The following is a 15785-nucleotide window of genomic DNA, read 5'->3' as shown; positions in this document are numbered from 1 at the left end:
CCGTTTCTCCCTCCAGATGCAGGCGGACGGCAACATCACCGCCTCGCTGGGCGACTATTCCGTCAGCCTCGGACAATTCAGCGGGGCCGCGATGGACCGGGCGCGAAATCTGAGCACCGGCCTTCCGCTCGCGTCCTTTACAGGCAAGAGCCTCCTCGCCAGGGAAGTCGACGCCCTGGTGCATCGGTTGGCCCGGCACGGGCTTCTCGAATACCGCCTCGCCTCCTCGCGTGAGGAGCAGGACCTCGTGGTCATCGAGCCCCAGGTCCCCGAATACTGGCCGCGACGGGCGAAGCTGAGCAGCCGTGACACCGTTGTGTTGTCGCGTTTTGCCCATCTGCGCCGGCGCGGCAATGAGATGGTGCTGGAATCACCGCGGGCCGGCGCGCTGTTCCGGATTGGCCATCCCGCCATCGCCGCCACCCTCGCTGCGCTGTCACAGCCTCAGAAGATCAGCGAGCTCAACCGGCAGGGAGCCACCTTCAACCTCTATCTGTTCGAACTGTTGCTGGACAGCCAGATCCTGCTCAAGCTCGATGCGAAAGGCGGCCAAGGCCTGCGGGTGAATGAAGGCGACGGCAATCTCGTTCTCTGGGATTTCCATGATCTGGTGTTTCACACGCGGAGCACGGAGGGCCGGCAAGCCAACCCGGTCGGCGCCACCTTCACCTATGCGGACGCAGTTCCGCCGCCGCCCGCAGTGCGCCCGTCCTGGCCCGGCAGCAGGATCGACCTGCGCAAATTCTCCGCGGAGCCAAGCTCCCCCTTCGCGACGCTGTTGCGCGAACGCCATTCAACACGGGATTTCGACGACAAGCATCCCGTGACGCTCGGCGAACTCGCGCAGTTTCTCGACACCACGGCACGCGTCATGTCCGAATGGAAGGGCGGCCCGTATTTTGATGGCGGTCCTGAGGTCACCTACGGCACTAGGCCGTATCCGTCGGCCGGCAGCGCGTACGAGTTGGAATTGTACCTGACGGTCTCGAACTGCGAAGGGCTTGCGCGCGGACTCTACCACTACGACGCAGGGAGCCACGCGCTGGTGGCGATCACCGCCTCCGCCCAACAACTCCAGGCGCAGTCGGTGGCGGCCCAGTTCGCCATGGACGCGCCCGGTCAGCCGCAAATCCTGATCACGATCGCCGCGCGCTTCGGGCGGATCTCCTGGAAATACAGCTCAATCGCGTATTCGTTGATCCTGAAGGATGTCGGCTGCATGATCCAGACGTTCTACCTGGCGGCGACCGACATGGGCCTCGGCGGCTGCGCCATCGGTAGCATCAACATCGACCTGTTCGCGAAAATGACGGCGCTGGAATTCCATATAGAGGGCCCGGTCGGTCAATTCGCGCTCGGGCGCGGCAAGAAGCTGGAGGTCCCGAGCTAGAATCTCGCCCCATCAGGGTCCGACGCGCAAATCGACGTACGCGTCCAGCCAGTCGTGCTATTGCAGCGTCGGATCGAGCTTGTCACGCAGCCAGTCCCCGATGATGGAGACCGCCAGCGTGGTCACGACAATCGTTGTGGCCGGCGCCAGCATGATCCAGGCCGCCCGGGTCAGGTATTCGCGGCCGTAGCCGACCATGTTGCCGAGGCTGGTCATCGGCGGCTGCACGCCCAGCCCAAGGAAGGACAGGCCGGATTCCAGCAGGATCACCTCGGGAAAGACCAGCGTGGTCGAGACGATCAGGGTCGAGGCGATATTGGGCAGGATATGCCTGAGATAGATCCGCGACGGTGTCGCGCCGAGCTGCCGGACCGCGGCCGCGTAACCCTGCGCATTGGCGGAGATCGCGAGCCCCCGCGCGATGCGGGCGTAGCGCTCCCAGCCGAACAGGCCCATCAGGCCGATGAGCAGCGGCAGCGAATTGCCGAAGAAGGCGAGCACCGCGAGCGCCATGATCAGGAAGGGCATGCTGGCCTGGAAGTCGGATAGCATCAGGACGATTTGCTCGACGAGCCCGCGGAAATGCGCAGCGAGGAAGCCGAGCATGGTGCCGGCGACGGCCGAGATCGCGGTCGCGCCGAAGGCGATCAGGAGCGAGATGCGGATCGAAACCAGGAGCCGCGACAGCACGTCGCGCCCCAGTTCATCCGTGCCGAGCCAGTGCGCGACATTGCCGGGCGCGGCGAGCCGGTTGCGCAGGTCCAGCTGGGTGAAGCCGTAGGGCGCGATCTTGTCGGCAAGGGCCGCGATCACCAGCATCGCGGCGATCCAGGTGACGGCGAGGGCGACCGAGACCGGGATCGCGGGACGGTTGATCCGGCGGCGGACGGCCGTATCCTTCAGCGTTGCATCGGTCATGCATGCGCTCCCTTGGCGCGCAGGCGCGGATCGAGGAACCCGTAGAGGAAGTCGACGATCAGGTTGGACGTGACCATGGTCAGCGCGACCAGGAGCAGGATGCATTGCACGACGGCGAGGTCGCGGTTGGCCACGGCAACGACGAGCAGCCGCCCTACTCCCGGCCAGGCAAACACGCTCTCGACCACGACGGCGCCCGCGATCAGCGTGCCCACCATGAAGCCCAGAACCGTCACTGTCGGGATCGCCGCGTTCGGCAAGGCGTGCGAGGTCACGACCTTGCGCCATGGCACGCCCTTGGCAGAGGCGGTCCGGATATAGGGCTGGCCCAGCACCTCCAGCATCGCGCTACGGGTGAAGCGCGCCAGCACCGCGGCGCCGCCAAGGCCGAGGGTTGCGATCGGCAGGATCGCGTGGCGCCAGCCCTCCTGCCCGCCTGAAGGCAGCCAGCCGAGCTGCACCGCAAAGACCAGGACGAGCAGCAGCGCCAGCACGAAGCTCGGCACCGTGAAGCCCGCCACCGCCGTGATCATCACCGCGCGATCGATGGCCGAGCCGCGATTGAGCGCAGCGTAGATGCCGGCGGGAATCCCGAGCGCGACCTTGAAGGCAAAGGCCGGCAGCGTCAGCGCCAGTGTCGCGGGGATCCGCTCCAGCACGAGCTGGATCGCGGGCCTGCCGTCGCGCATGGAGCGGCCGAGCTCGCCTTTGGCGATGGCGCCGAAATAATCGACGTACTGCATCCAGATGGGATCATCGAGGCCCCAAGCCTTGCGGAAGGCGGCAAGGACCTCCGGGGGTGCTTCCGGCCCCAGGATCATCAACGAGGGATCGCCGGAGAGGCGCAGCACGACGAAGGCGAAGGTGACGACGAGGATGATCGTGAGCAGCGCGCGCGCGATGCGGATGGCGAAATAGCGTCCCATCACGCCGCATCCCGACTCTGGGCCTCTGGTCCGGTCACGAGATGGCAGGCGACCTGGCGGTCGCTCGCCACGGAGGCCAGCGCCGGCAGCTCGGTCACACAGCGCGCGATGGCGAGCGGGCAGCGCGGATGGAAGGCGCAGCCGGAGGGACGCGCGGCCGGATTCGGCGGATCGCCCGACAGCACGATGCGGCCCGCGCTGCGACGGCCGGGCGCCGGCGAGGCCGAGACCAGCGCCTGCGTGTACGGGTGTTGCGGACGCGCGAAGAGATCGTCGGCGCTGCCGGTTTCGACAATGCGGCCGAGATACATCACGGCGACGATATTGCTGATCTGCCTGACGACGCGCAGATCGTGGCTGATGAACAGCATGGTCAACCCGAGCTGCGCCTGGAGGTCGGCAAGCAGGTTGACCACCTGCGCCTGAATCGAGACGTCGAGCGCGCTGACCGGCTCGTCGCAGACCAGGAAATCAGGTTTCGTGGCGAGCGCTCGCGCCAGCACGATGCGCTGGCGCTGCCCGCCGGAGAGCGCGCCCGGATAGCGCCGGCCGTGCTGCGCGCTGAGCTCGACTGACCTGAGCAGCTCCTGCACGCGCACCTCGCGCTCGGCCCTGGTGCCGAGGCCATGGATATCCAGCGGTTCGCGGACTTGCTCGGCAACGACCAGCCGGCGGTCGAGCGCTCCGAGCGGATCCTGGAAGATCATCTGCATGCGCGCACGCTGAGCGCGCCATTCTCGTGTTCCCGGCGCGGCCATCGGCTCACCGTCGAACCGCACCTCGCCGGCGTCAGGCGGCTCGAGCCCGAGCACGATGCGTCCCGTCGTCGACTTGCCGGAGCCGGACTCGCCGACGAGGCCGAGGGTCTCGCCTTTACGGATCGAGAATGACACGCCGTCAACGGCGTGAACCGCCGTACTCCGCCCGAACATACCTGAGCGCATCGTGTAGGTGCGCGAGATCGCGGAGACCTCGACGAGCGGCGCGCTCATTCCGCAGCGATCCCGAGCAGCGCGCGCCGCGAGGCCTCGGCGCGGATGCAGGCGACGGCGCGCGCGTCGCCGAGCGGCGCAAGGCTGGGTGCCCCCACACCGCACTGTTCGCTCGCCACGGTACAACGCGGCGCGAACGCGCATCCTGCGGGCATCTTTGAAGGATCGGGAACGGTCCCCGGAATGGCGGTCAGCCGGCGACGCGGTCCGTCCAGCGGCGGCAGCGCGCCGATCAGGCCTTGCGCATAGGGGTGCCAGGGATCGTCGAACAAGGCCGTCGCCGGCGCCTCCTCGACGATGCGGCCGGCATACATCACCGCGACACGGTCGCAGTTTTCCGCGACGACGCCGAGGTCGTGGCTGATCAGCACCATCGCCATGCCCATCTCGCGACGGATCTGTGACAACAGATCGAGGATCTGTGCCTGGATGGTCGCGTCAAGCGCAGTGGTCGGCTCATCCGCAACGAGCAGATCGGGGTTTCCCGCGAGCGCCATCGCGATCATGATGCGCTGGACCTGCCCGCCGGAGAATTCATGCGGATAGGCCGAGAGCCGCCGCGCCGCATCGGGAATGCCGACGAGATCGAGCAACCGCCGCGCTTCAACCTTCAGCGCGTCGCCCGAGAGATCGCGGTGCAGCGCCAGGGCCTCGCAAAGTTGCTTGCGAATGGTCAGCACCGGATTGAGCGCGCTCGCGGGATCCTGGAAGATCATGGCGACACGGCCGCCCCGCACCTGATCGAGCGTCGCGGCGGGCGCGCTGAGGATCTCACGCCCGTCCAGCCGCACCGAGCCCGAGACGCGCGCGTGGCGCGGCAATAGCCCGAGCGCGGCCAGCCAGGTCACCGACTTGCCTGATCCGGATTCGCCGACGAGGCCGATGGCCTCGCCTTTCCGCAAGGAGAGATCGACGCCGTGCAGCACCGGCACGCCGTTGAAGGCAACGCTGAGGCCCTCGATGCTGACCAGCGGCGACACCGCTTACGCCTCGAAATTGCCGGCACGGAAGTCCATCGCGAACGCGGGCGCGGCCTTCCACCTGATCGACTTGGGCTTGGCGGTGAAGGTCGCGTTCTGATGCAAGACCGTGTAGGCGGGATCTTCCCGCTCGGCGATCTCCAGCATGCGGCGGAATGCTTTCTTGCGCGCCTCGCGATCGGTCGAGGTCTCCAGGAACTCGGAGAGCTTGTTCAGCTCCGCATTGGTCCATTCGCCGATCTGCTGCTGCTGGCCGTTCGGACCGTGCTGGGCAACCATCGACGAGACGGGGTCGTTGAAGGCGGCCGAGTTCGACCAGTCACGCACCGCGCGGGTGTCGCCGCGCTCCATGATCTGCGACCAGTTTTCCTTCGTCTCGATCTGCACGTTGAGACCAACCTGCTTCCACATCTCGACCAGGATCTGCGCGGTCGCGACCTGGTTGGTGTAGTAATTGTTCAGCAGGCGGTAGGGAATCGGGTCGCCCTTGTAATTGGCTTGCTTCAACAGATCCTGCGCGAGCTTCGGATCGTAGGCCGGCACGCTCCAGTCGGCGTTGAACATGTCGCCGTAGAACTCCCATTGCAGCCCCTTCGGCACTCGGGTGCGGCCAGCCCACAGGCTGTCCACGATCGCCTGCCGATCGATCGCATGGGTGAACGCGCGCCGCACCAGCGGATTGGCGAGCTGGGCGTGGTTCTTGTCGAACACGGTCAGGCGGTGATTGAGGATGGTGCCGCCCTGCACCTCGAACGCGGCGTTCTTCTCGATGCCGGCGATCTGGTCCGGCGGAATGTCGCAGGCGAACTGGTATTCGCCCGAGAGCAGCCCGTTGATGCGGCTCGCGACTTCGGGCACCTCCAAGAAGCGGATTCGCTTGAGCGGCGGGCGGCCGCCCCAATATTCGTCATGGGCCTCAAGCGTCAGCGAGACGTCCGGCTTGAGCTCGACGACCCTGTAGGGTCCGGTTGTGATCGGCTTGCGCGCCCAATCCAGGTAGCTCGCGGACTCGTCCCAGGCGCGGCGGTTCATGATGTCGGAGCCGTAGCGCTGCAGCCGGCCTTCGATCGTGACGTCGGGCGTCGCGTTGTAGAAGCGCACCGTGTACTTGTCGACGGCGTCGACGCGGACGAGGTCGGGCCAGATGCGGCGCGCGACGGCCGGCACGTCCGGCGGCAATTCCTTGCCCGGCCGCGGCGTCGGGATTTTTTCGAACGCCTGGATGGTGCTGCGGCTCTTCGCCTCGGTCTCACCGAACATGCGCTCGCGGCTGAAGGTGAAGACGACGTCTTCCGAGGTCAGCTCGTCGCCATTGTGGAACTTGACGCCCTGGCGCAGCTTCACCTCGACGGTCTGGTCGTCGATGCGGTGCCATTCGGTCGCAAGCCCCGGCACGGCCTCGAGATTGCCGCGCCAATTCTTCGAGATCAGGCCTTCCCAGATCGACGAGAAGAACACGCGCTCGCCGACGTTCGACTGCTCGCGCAGCACGTCGAGCACGTTCGCATTCGTCACCTTCTGAACCGCGATCGTCACCGCGGGACGGTTATCGCCCTGCGCGATCGCAAAACGCGGCAGGATCAGCGCGCCTGCCGCGCCGGCGCCGGACTTCAGGATGGTGCGACGGGTGAGCTTGCTCATGACGATGACCCCTGCCCTTATTGGTGTTGGCTATTCAGCGAGACCGAGCGACTTGAGATATGCCGCGCCTGCGCGCACATGATCGTGATTGCGCAATTCGAGGATCAGCCGCGGATTGGAAGTGAGCCGTCCCAGCGCACGGAACACGGCGGTCCAGCGGATGTTGCCCTCGCCCGGCGCCCAATGGCGGTCGGCAAAGCCGTCGGTGTCCTGGAGATGCACATGCGTCAGCATGTCGCCGGCCGCATCGACGTAGTAGTCGACCGGCGGCGCGCCTGTTGAGACATGCGCGTAGTTGGCATGACCAGTGTCGAGCGAGACGCGCACTTTCGGGCTCTCGAGCGCTTTCGCAAGGCGCACGCGATCACGGGGATCCTTGTCCTCGATGTTCTCGATGACGACCTCACAGCCGATGGTTTCGGCCCGCGCGATCACTTCGGCGAGCGTCGCCCGGACCCGCTCAACGAGCGTGCCGCGGCTCTCGGGATAGAGATCGAGATTGTTGTGGTCCCAGGTCGTGAACGGCGAATGGATCACCATCTGCGTCGCCCCAAGGAAGTCGGCTGCGTCCAGGCCCTGCAGCAGCCGCTTCGTGACCGCCTGACGGATCATCGGGTCGTGGCTGTCGATCTTGAAACCCCAGAACGGGCCGTGGATGCCGAGCCGACCGGTGTGGCCCGCGAGCATCTGCTTGATCTCGCTCGCCGTTGTGCGCCAGTCACTGTCGAGCAGGTCAGCGCGGAAGAAGTCCTGGATCTCGAGATCGCGTTGGCGTTCGAGGAGCCAGTCGCGGTGCGCGGGGATCGATCTGATGGACAGAGCAGCGCCCAGAACAGGCAGCACAGCGGACATGTCTTGAACTCCCTTGGCCATCGCGTGATGACAGGGGCAGCGCTAACGCAGTTCGGTGACAGGCCAGTGAAAGGCAGGTTTCCGACGTCCAGCAGATGTGGACATCGCCCGGGTCGGCCCACGCACGCGTCGCACCAAGACAGACGTTCACGCCCGTAATGACGCGGATAGCAACGCGATCGGATTTCGCGTATCCCCGCGCGACCGACGGCCAACGCGCATCACACTTTCCTGGCCGCGTCACATGGGCGGGGGCCTCATGGGGCGGGGGATGAAGTCACGAGGTCCGGACTCCTAGGCACTCCGGACCTCGTGCTCTCTTCAGATCACAGGCGGATCAGGTTACATGCGGCGATACGCCGCCGCACCTACATCGCCTCTTTCAGCGTCAACCGCGCCGTGAAGGTCACGCTGGTCTTGCCCACCAGCGCCATGCCTTCGACCTCGGCGCCGCCGGCGGAATAGCCGCCGGAGAAACCGCAGGTGACCTCCCTGCCGGCGAACGCCAGCGACTTGCCGACCGCCTCGGTGTGCTGATTGACCGTCATCTCGCCGCGCCACTTGCCGTTCCGGAAGGTGTAGTGGCCGGTGTAGTAGAAATAGCTGTCGCCACCCATGATCCTGCCGTCGCAGAGCACGGCGACGCCCTTGGCCTGGCCGCGCCTGCCGTCGCGCATCTCGATCTCGAACAAATAGAGGCCGTTGACGACCCCGGTGTGATCATCGGCCGTTTCCGGCCCTGCCTTGGCCGCCATCAGCCTATCCCCTTCTTTCGCCTGTCTCCATTATTTCGGCACGTTGCGCGCGAGATCGTCGAGCCAGGCGGCGGCGCTGGAATCGGACGGCGCGCGCCAATCGCCGCGCGGCGAGAGCGAGCCGCCGGCCGAGACCTTTGGACCATTTGGCATCGCCGAGCGCTTGAACTGGCTGAAAGCGAAGAACCGCCGCAGGAACACTTCGAGCCAGTGGCGGATGTCGGCGAGCGCATAAGCCCTGCGCCGATCGTTCTGGAACGCCGGCGGCCACTCGCCCCCGGCAACATCCTTCCACGCATGCAGCGACAGGAACGCGATCTTGGACGGGCGGAACCCGTAGCGCAAGGTGTAGTACAGGTTGAAATCCTGGAGCTCATAGGGCCCGATCGCGGCCTCGGTGCTCTGCGGCTTCTCGCCGGGCTTGACCGGCACGAGCTCGGGCGAGATTTCGGCAGCGAGGATCGACGCAAGCGTGCGATTGACGTCATCGGTGAACTGCTTCGACGCGATCACCCAGCGGATCAGATGCTGGATCAGCGTTTTTGGGACACCGGCATTGACGTTGTAGTGCGCCATCTGGTCGCCCACGCCATAGGTGCACCAGCCGAGCGCGAGCTCCGACAGATCGCCGGTGCCGATGACGATGCCGCCGTGGTGGTTGGCGAGGCGGAACAGGTAATCGGTGCGCAAGCCCGCCTGCACGTTCTCGAAGGTGATGTCGTAGACCTTCTCGCCCTTGCCGAAGGGATGACCAATGTCCTTCAGCATCTGCGTCGCCGTGGTGCGGATGTCGAGCTCCTGCCAGCTCGTCTGCAACGCCTTCATCAGCGCGAGCGCGTTGGTCTTGCTCTCGCTGCCGGTGGCAAAGCCCGGCATGGTGTAGGCGAGGATATTTTCGCGCGGCAGTCCGAGCAGGTCGATCGCCTTGGCCGCGACGATCAAAGCGTGGGTGGAATCGAGACCACCGGACACGCCGATCACGACGCGCTTTGTCCCCGTCGCGCGCATGCGCTGCACGAGGCCGGCAACCTGGATGTTGTAGGCCTCGTAGCAGTCCTGCTCGAGCAGATGCTCGTCGCTCGGCACGAATGGAAAGCGCTCGACCTTGCGCAGGAATCCGATGTCGGCAACCGGCGGCTTCAGGGCGAATGTGATCTTCCGGAAGCTTGCCTCGCGCTGACGACGGTTGTCGTCGAACGTTCCCATCAGCGAACGCTCCTGCCGCAGCAGGTCGAGATCGACGTCGGCAGTCGTGATCTGTCCGCCCTGCCGGAAGCGCTCGCCCTCGGCCAGCAGAACGCCGTTCTCGTAGATCGAGGTCTGGCCGTCCCAGGCCAGGTCGGTCGTCGACTCGCCCGCGCCCGCGGCTGAATAGACGTAGGCGGCAAGGCAGCGCGCGGAGGTCGATTGGCAGAACAGCGCGCGCGAGCGTGCGCGGCCAATCGTGATCGGGCTGCCCGAGAGGTTGATCAGCACGCTCGCTCCCGCCAGCGCCAGTTCAGAGGCCGGCGTGACCGGGATCCACATGTCCTCGCAGATCTCAACCCCGATGGTCAGGCCCGTGACGTCCTCGGCCGCGAACAGGAGATCGACGCCGAAAGCCGCGCGTAAGCCGCCGACCGTGATCTCCTCGCCGACGATCCCGGCGCCGGAGGCAAAGTGGCGGCCTTCGTAGAACTCGCGATAGGTCGGAAGGTACGTCTTGGGCACGACGCCCAGAATGCTGCCGCGATGGATGACGGCCGCGCAATTGTAGACGCGCGCGCCATGGCGCAGCGGCGCGCCGACGATCAGCACGGTCATCAGCGCAGACGACGCCTCGACGATCGGAGCAAGTCCGCGCTCGACCGCATCGAGCAGCGGGTCCTGCATCACGAGGTCTTCGATCGCATAGCCGGACAGGCACAGTTCAGGGAACACGGCGACCGCCACCGACTGCTCGTGGCAGGCGCCCGCCGCCGCGACGATGGCCGTCGCATTGGCGGCGGGATCGGCCACGTGCGAGGTGGTGACGCAGGCCGCCACGCGCGCAAATCCGTGGGCGTAGATCGAGTGAAAGCTCATTGCGTACCTTTTGTTCACCGTGCGGCGTCGTTGTTGCGAACCATTCTTAGCCGATTGCCGCGGATCAATGCACGCAATTCACCATCATGCATAACGGCCCTGTCGCTCACGCCCTCCGCGCGAGAACGCCGCCGCCGAGATCGGAACGCAGCCATTCGGTGATGCGAGGCCAGGCATGTGCATGGGTCCGCGCTCCCATGAACAGCCCGAGATGATCCGACGGCTCCGACGCCGCCGCGATGAATACCGGCGACGTCCCCACGAGATCGGCGGTCGCCAATGCCTGCGTCGCCGGCACGACCTCATCGTCGAGCCCAGCGAGCAGGAAGATGGGTGCTCTCACATCCTTCAAATCTATCCGCCTGCCGAGCGCCACGAAATCTCCCGCTGCGATCCGGTTCTCGCGGAAAATCCAGTTGACGATCTGGAGATAATAAGCGCCCGGCAGATTCATGGTCTCCTCATTCCAGCGATTGAAGCGTTCCAGGAGCTCCGGACCGCCCTCCTCCGACAGGCTCCTTTGCAACGCCACCGCGATATCATCCGCACTCAGTGACCTCGACCAAAAGCGCAGCATCTCCTCGCCGCTGACATTGCCGCCGCCGCGCGCCACGAGCTGGTCGTAGACCAGCTCCGGCGCATTGCGCGCAAGGCGGGACAATGCGGACTCGATCGCGAGGTCGACGGGGGCGCCGACCAGCACCAGGCGGCGCACCTTGTCCGGGAAGCGCGCGGCGTAGAGCAGCGAAAGCCAGCCGCCCTGACAGAGGCCGATGAGGTCGGCCGGCGCGCCGATCTCATCGATCGCGACGTTGAGATCGCCGAGATAGCTATCGATCGAGAGATAACGCATCTCCGGCGACGCCGATCGCCAGTCCGTGAGATAGACCCGATCAACCCCACCCTTAAGCAGAGATTCAACGACGCTGTGCCCTGGCGCAAAATCGGCGATCAACGCGCGATGCAGGGCATAGGGCGCGCAGACCAGCGCCGGCGCGCCGGCGCGCTTCCTCGTGCAGTCGCGCAGGCGCATGGTCGAAAGTTCCAGCGCGACCTTGTTAGGCGTGGTCCAGGGCAGTTCCGTCTCGCGCGGTTCGGGCGAAGAGCGCTCCAACCACCAGAACGCGGTTTCCATAGCGAGCTTGGCCGCTGCAAACGGCCACAGCAGCGGATCGTCGGAACTGGTCCCGGATCCCGTCTGCGTCGGCGGCTTGTTGGTCCCTTGCGCCATCTCAGAAGAACGCCTCGATGCTGACCACGGGAATGCCGAGCGCCTTGAAGCTTTGATGGGTGGCGGCCACCGATCCGTCGAGATCGATGCCGCGGCAGGCATCCTCGACTACGGCGACCTCGAGCCCCGCCTTGCGGGCATCCTCCGCCGAAAAGCGGATGCAAAAATCCAGCGCCAGGCCCGCGACGAACACCGTCTTCAACTCACGCTCGCGCAAATAGCCGAGCAGCCCGGTCGGCGTCCTGTGGTCGTTCTCGAACAGCGCCGAATAGGAATCGATGCCGCGGCGAAATCCCTTGCGCACCACGAGGCTCGGCCGGCGGACGTCGAGATCCGGATGGAATTCGGCACCTGGCGTGCCCTGCACGCAATGGGTCGGCCACAGCACCTGCACCCCGTAGTCGAGGTCGATCGCCTCGAACGGCCGCTTGTTGGGGTGATTGGAGGCAAACGAGACGTGGTCGGCAGGATGCCAGTCCTGTGTCAGCACCACGTTGGCGAATTTTTGGGCGATACGATTGATGGCAGGCACCACCCTCTCCCCGCCCGGGACGGCCAGCGCCCCGCCGGTGCAGAAGTCGTTCTGGACGTCGATCACGAGCAGGACGTCCCGGTCGGATATCTTCATCGCTGGTCTCCACCCGGTCTGGCCCCAATGTCGATCTTCCGGCGCCGCTTCGCAACCGCCTCCGTGGTCGCGGGCGGATTGCTGCCGGCGCAACGGTTCGCCCGCATCGACGTTGACGACATCATCAAGCCGCGGTGGTATGCGAATCTGACCGCGAAGCAATGGAGACAAAGGTTCCCGCGATCACCCATGACGGTGGACGCGGCGGCCACGAGGACATGACCAGTCGGACGACAAGAGGTTGCGCATTGCTCGCCGACATCGGCGGCACCAATTCGCGGTTCGCGCTGATGGAGGAGGACGGCCGGATCGGGCCGGTCACCTATGCGCGGGTCGCCGACTTCCCCACCGTTCGCGACGCCATGGCCGACTTCCTGGCGCGGCAGGCCAGTCGCGCGCGCGTCGGCACCGCCGTGCTCGCCGTCGCGGGACCCGTCGTGAACAACCGCTGTGTCTTGACCAACAGCCCTTGGATCATCGATGGCAATGAGCTTCGGGGGGCTTTTGGCCTCGACGCGGTCCAGGTACTCAACGATTTCGAGGTGCTGGCCTGGGCGCTGCCGGCCCTGCAGCCTGCCGACCTGTTCCCGCTCGATACCCAGACCGGCGCGGCCGGCGAGCCATTGCTGGTGCTCGGACCCGGCACGGGCTTTGGCGTCTCCTGCCTCGTCGAGCGTCACGGCGCCCGGGTGGCCGTGATCACGGAAGCCGGTCACGCGACCCTGCCGGCGGAGACCGAGCGCGAGGAGCGCGTCATCGCGGCGATGCGACGGCGCATGGGCCATGTCGAGATCGAGCTGGGCGCGCTGTCCGGTGCGGGGCTGCAAAACCTCTACGAGGCGGTCGCCGAGGTCGATGGCATCAAGGCCCCGCAACGCGACGCGGCCGCCATCACCACTGCCGCCCTCGACGGAAGCTGCGACCTCAGCCGCACGGTGCTCGAGATGTTTTGCGCCATCCTCGGCTCGGTCGCCGGCAATCTGGCCGTGACCTTCGGTGCCCGCGGCGGCGTCTATGTCGCTGGCGGCATCGTCCCGCGCTTCCCGAAATTCCTCGCCGCCTCCGCGTTCCGCGAGCGCTTTGAAGCCAAGGGACGCTTCCGGGATTACCTGCATCCGATTCCGACCAGCATCATCGTCAAGCCGGACGCAAGCTTTGCAGGCCTGAAGGCCTTTTGCGATCACAGCACGACCTGACTCCACCTCCTGCGGCGAGCCCCCGGCCGAGCGCCGATATGGTGGCACCCAATAGTGAAACGCCTCACTGCGTGCCGTCGCGCCATGCTAGGATCAGCGGGTTGGGCTCGGGGAGGCTTTTTGTGATTCACCTGATCCGGATCATTGCGATTTCGTTTGTTTTGATGACCCCCGTCTTTGCGCAAAAACTGGTCGATCCAGCCATGGTTGCGCCGGAGTACCGCGACGCGGCGGAGCATCGCCGCGCCGAGCAGTTGAAACAGCGCGCCTGCGGCCTCAAGGCGGAGCAGGCCAAGATCGTGCTGCGCGACCGCGCCGCCTTCGTGTTGAAATGCATGGATGCAGCGGACGCGAGCAGATAGCCCGCCGTCTGCTAGCGACGCTTGCCAAGCTCGCCGCGCTTGCGGCCGAGCGTGCCGGCAAGTGTCACGAGTGCGATCAGAACAGCCGTCAGACACGCCCATCCGCGCAATTGCGCGAGCGACCAGCCAAGCTCGGCCTGGGCGAGGTAGTCCAGCATCATGGCGACATAGCCGGCCACCCAGACGGCGACGATGATCGAAATGAAATCGAATTCGTCTTGCATTCTCGTGTTCCAATGCCCTGCCGCTTAGCTATAGGCCCGGGCTGGCGAGAGCACTGTGACCTCATTCACAGCGGATGCGCGTTTTGCTGTTGATCTCGCGCAAGCCGCGCGGCGCAATCCACAGCTGATTGCATCGATTCACGTCACCGAACGCGAGTTCCTGCTTGCCCGCTGCCGTCGCTTGAGAAACAATTCGCCCGTGATGCGTGTGTGTGCGGTACGGGGCGGGGCGTGGCATGCGTAAGCAGGATATCGGGTTTGACTACCATCGCTATCACCGGTTGCTGACCGAGGCGGTGGATGAGGACAGGCGATTGGCGCTCATCGATCTATTGATCGCGGAAAAGGCCAGGGATCGGCTGGCCGCGCAGCGTGCCTCCGACCGGGCGGCGATGACGGCGCAAACCATCGCCAAGGTGCTGGGAACGGGCCGCAACTGATCGCCGGGACGTCGGCCCTGCTTGATCGCCGCCGCCGCGGAGTCGGGTACCGATTGCGATTCCGTTAAGGATGCCTGGCAATCCCGTATCAAACTTTCTGCGCTAGAGATGTCCCCTGCCTGATGCAATTCAGGGTCAAACAGGGGGAAATGACATGAGCATGCTTTCACTCGCCTCGGCGCCGGCCGGCATCAAAATTCGTTCGATCGACAGTTCCTTCAAGACCATCCTGCTGTTCTGCTGCGCTGGTCTGCTTGCCTCGTTCGGCCTGATGGCGCGCGGCATCGACCTCAGCGCCGGCTGGATGTGAGCGACACACCTTGATTAGAAACGTTCACTAGAAGACTTGCATCGCAAATCATCTCTCGAATGGCTGCTCCCAGGCGGCCATTTTTGTTTGCGGCGGGGCGAACCGTCAGCCTGCGAACAGCATGACCGGTTGTTGAAATCCCTTCAGCTTATGCTCGGCGCCCTCTCCCGCGACCAGGTCGCCGGCTCGGTCACGCACCGCCGACGTCACCAGGATCTCGCCCGAGCGAGCCGCGGCCTGGGCGCGTGCGGCGCGGTTGACCACGGTTCCGACCGCGGTCAGGTCGCGATGGGTCTGGCCGAACTCGCCAAAATTGGTTTCCCCGCTGTCGATGCCGATCCCGATGCCGACCTCGAGCGCGCCACTCCCGATCAAGCGCAACAGCTCGTCGCGCCTGCGGGCAAACCGCTCCTGGATATCCCGCGCGGCAAGCAGCGCCTGAACCGCGTGGTCCGTCTGCCGCACCGGGAAATTGAAGATCGCGAACACCGCGTCGCCGATCGTCTTGTTCAACAGGCCGTCATAGCGCCAGATCGCTGCGGCGCAGTCGTCGTAGAAGGCATCGAGCAGCGCAGTCAGCGCGGCCGGCTCGAGGCTTTGCGTGAGCGCCGTATAGCCGCGCAGATCCGCGAACATGACCGTGGCCTCTATGGTGACTGAGCGCGCCTTCATCACCTGCGAAAACGCCATCTCGCAAATGGTGCAGGTGTTCGGATTCATCCGGCTTGGCTTGATGCCGAACAGACGGAACGGTGCCGATAACGGCCCGCGCAGCGGGATTGCGGATTCCAATGATCGCGCGCAGGTATTCCAATCTGATGCCGCGCAGCGTTTCCAATCTGATCGCGCGCAGGTGAGGCACCCGATCGTTAAAGG

At 65.5% G+C, this 15785-nt stretch carries 18 protein-coding genes; 6 read left to right on the top strand and 12 right to left on the bottom strand.

The genetic code is table 11. The annotated features are described in order from the left end of the window. Window positions 1-16 precede the first annotated feature (16 nt). Window positions 17-1390, top strand: coding sequence for a SagB/ThcOx family dehydrogenase (locus QQL28_RS40420; protein WP_284274700.1), 1374 nt, complete (start codon window positions 17-19; stop codon window positions 1388-1390). 57 nt (window positions 1391-1447) lie between these two features. Here QQL28_RS40420 and QQL28_RS40415 read toward each other — a convergent pair whose 3' ends face one another. The 10 genes from QQL28_RS40415 to pncA all read right to left on the bottom strand — a co-directional run bounded on the left by QQL28_RS40415 (window position 1448) and on the right by pncA (window position 12377). Continuing rightward, window positions 1448-2308, bottom strand: a complete 861-nt coding sequence (locus QQL28_RS40415; RefSeq protein ID WP_284274659.1) for an ABC transporter permease — start codon at window positions 2306-2308, stop codon at window positions 1448-1450. Further along, window positions 2305-3234 carry an ABC transporter permease gene (locus tag QQL28_RS40410; RefSeq protein ID WP_284274658.1) on the bottom strand — a complete coding sequence of 310 codons (930 nt, stop codon included), beginning with the start codon at window positions 3232-3234 and terminating at the stop codon, window positions 2305-2307. Before QQL28_RS40410 ends, QQL28_RS40415 begins: the two co-directional genes overlap by 4 nt. After that, window positions 3234-4226, bottom strand: coding sequence for an ABC transporter ATP-binding protein (locus QQL28_RS40405; protein ID WP_284274657.1), 993 nt, complete (start codon window positions 4224-4226; stop codon window positions 3234-3236). Before QQL28_RS40405 ends, QQL28_RS40410 begins: the two co-directional genes overlap by 1 nt. Continuing rightward, window positions 4223-5206 (bottom strand): ABC transporter ATP-binding protein, encoded by a 984-nt coding sequence (locus QQL28_RS40400; protein ID WP_284274656.1) that lies wholly within the window; start codon window positions 5204-5206, stop codon window positions 4223-4225. The genes QQL28_RS40405 and QQL28_RS40400 overlap by 4 nt, the downstream gene beginning before the upstream one ends. 3 nt (window positions 5207-5209) lie before the next feature. Continuing rightward, on the bottom strand, window positions 5210-6847 hold the full coding sequence (locus QQL28_RS40395) for an ABC transporter substrate-binding protein (RefSeq protein ID WP_284274655.1): 1638 nt from the start codon (window positions 6845-6847) through the stop codon (window positions 5210-5212). 30 nt (window positions 6848-6877) lie between these two features. Next, window positions 6878-7699 carry a sugar phosphate isomerase/epimerase family protein gene (locus QQL28_RS40390; protein WP_284274654.1) on the bottom strand — a complete coding sequence of 274 codons (822 nt, stop codon included), beginning with the start codon at window positions 7697-7699 and terminating at the stop codon, window positions 6878-6880. 368 nt (window positions 7700-8067) lie between these two features. Then, window positions 8068-8454, bottom strand: a complete 387-nt coding sequence (locus QQL28_RS40385) for a GrlR family regulatory protein (protein ID WP_284274653.1) — start codon at window positions 8452-8454, stop codon at window positions 8068-8070. 30 nt (window positions 8455-8484) lie between these two features. Beyond that, window positions 8485-10518: an NAD(+) synthase gene (locus tag QQL28_RS40380; RefSeq protein ID WP_284274652.1), complete on the bottom strand. Its 2034-nt coding sequence runs from the start codon at window positions 10516-10518 to the stop codon at window positions 8485-8487. A 106-nt stretch (window positions 10519-10624) separates the two neighbouring features. Beyond that, the gene (locus tag QQL28_RS40375; protein WP_284274651.1) at window positions 10625-11749 is read right to left on the bottom strand and encodes an alpha/beta fold hydrolase; all 1125 of its coding nucleotides are present in this window, start codon (window positions 11747-11749) and stop codon (window positions 10625-10627) included. Window position 11750: 1 nt separating this feature from the next. Further along, window positions 11751-12377 (bottom strand): bifunctional nicotinamidase/pyrazinamidase, encoded by a 627-nt coding sequence (gene pncA, locus QQL28_RS40370; RefSeq protein WP_284274650.1) that lies wholly within the window; start codon window positions 12375-12377, stop codon window positions 11751-11753. Between the two features lie 218 nt (window positions 12378-12595). On the opposite strand from pncA, the gene glk reads away from it, so the two are divergent. Both glk and QQL28_RS40360 read left to right on the top strand, forming a co-directional pair. Continuing rightward, complete coding sequence (gene glk / locus QQL28_RS40365; RefSeq protein WP_284274699.1) at window positions 12596-13573, top strand: glucokinase; 978 nt, start codon at window positions 12596-12598, stop codon at window positions 13571-13573. 122 nt (window positions 13574-13695) lie between these two features. Beyond that, window positions 13696-13935 carry a hypothetical protein gene (locus QQL28_RS40360; protein WP_284274649.1) on the top strand — a complete coding sequence of 80 codons (240 nt, stop codon included), beginning with the start codon at window positions 13696-13698 and terminating at the stop codon, window positions 13933-13935. Between the two features lie 11 nt (window positions 13936-13946). On the opposite strand, the gene QQL28_RS40355 is transcribed toward QQL28_RS40360, so the two are convergent. Then, window positions 13947-14159 carry a hypothetical protein gene (locus tag QQL28_RS40355; RefSeq protein WP_284274648.1) on the bottom strand — a complete coding sequence of 71 codons (213 nt, stop codon included), beginning with the start codon at window positions 14157-14159 and terminating at the stop codon, window positions 13947-13949. Window positions 14160-14395: 236 nt separating this feature from the next. On the opposite strand from QQL28_RS40355, the gene QQL28_RS40350 reads away from it, so the two are divergent. Together QQL28_RS40350 and QQL28_RS40345 are read left to right on the top strand one after the other, a co-directional pair. Further along, window positions 14396-14599 carry a hypothetical protein gene (locus QQL28_RS40350; RefSeq protein ID WP_284274647.1) on the top strand — a complete coding sequence of 68 codons (204 nt, stop codon included), beginning with the start codon at window positions 14396-14398 and terminating at the stop codon, window positions 14597-14599. A gap of 154 nt (window positions 14600-14753) precedes the next feature. Beyond that, window positions 14754-14909 carry a hypothetical protein gene (locus QQL28_RS40345; protein WP_284274646.1) on the top strand — a complete coding sequence of 52 codons (156 nt, stop codon included), beginning with the start codon at window positions 14754-14756 and terminating at the stop codon, window positions 14907-14909. 105 nt (window positions 14910-15014) lie between these two features. Here the strand turns inward: QQL28_RS40345 and QQL28_RS40340 are convergent, their stop codons facing one another. Further along, the gene (locus tag QQL28_RS40340) at window positions 15015-15629 is read right to left on the bottom strand and encodes an adenylate/guanylate cyclase domain-containing protein (RefSeq protein ID WP_284274698.1); all 615 of its coding nucleotides are present in this window, start codon (window positions 15627-15629) and stop codon (window positions 15015-15017) included. Between QQL28_RS40340 and QQL28_RS40335 the strand changes: the two genes are divergently transcribed. Further along, window positions 15559-15785: hypothetical protein (locus QQL28_RS40335; RefSeq protein ID WP_284274706.1), on the top strand; the 227-nt coding region annotated here is incomplete at its 3' end. The genes QQL28_RS40340 and QQL28_RS40335 overlap by 71 nt on opposite strands.

This window comes from Bradyrhizobium iriomotense, assembly GCF_030160715.1.
Taxonomy (GTDB): Bacteria; Pseudomonadota; Alphaproteobacteria; order Rhizobiales; family Xanthobacteraceae; genus Bradyrhizobium; species Bradyrhizobium iriomotense.
The sequence above is the reverse complement of the archived record's forward strand: the minus strand, read 5'-3'. Positions and strand labels throughout refer to the sequence as shown.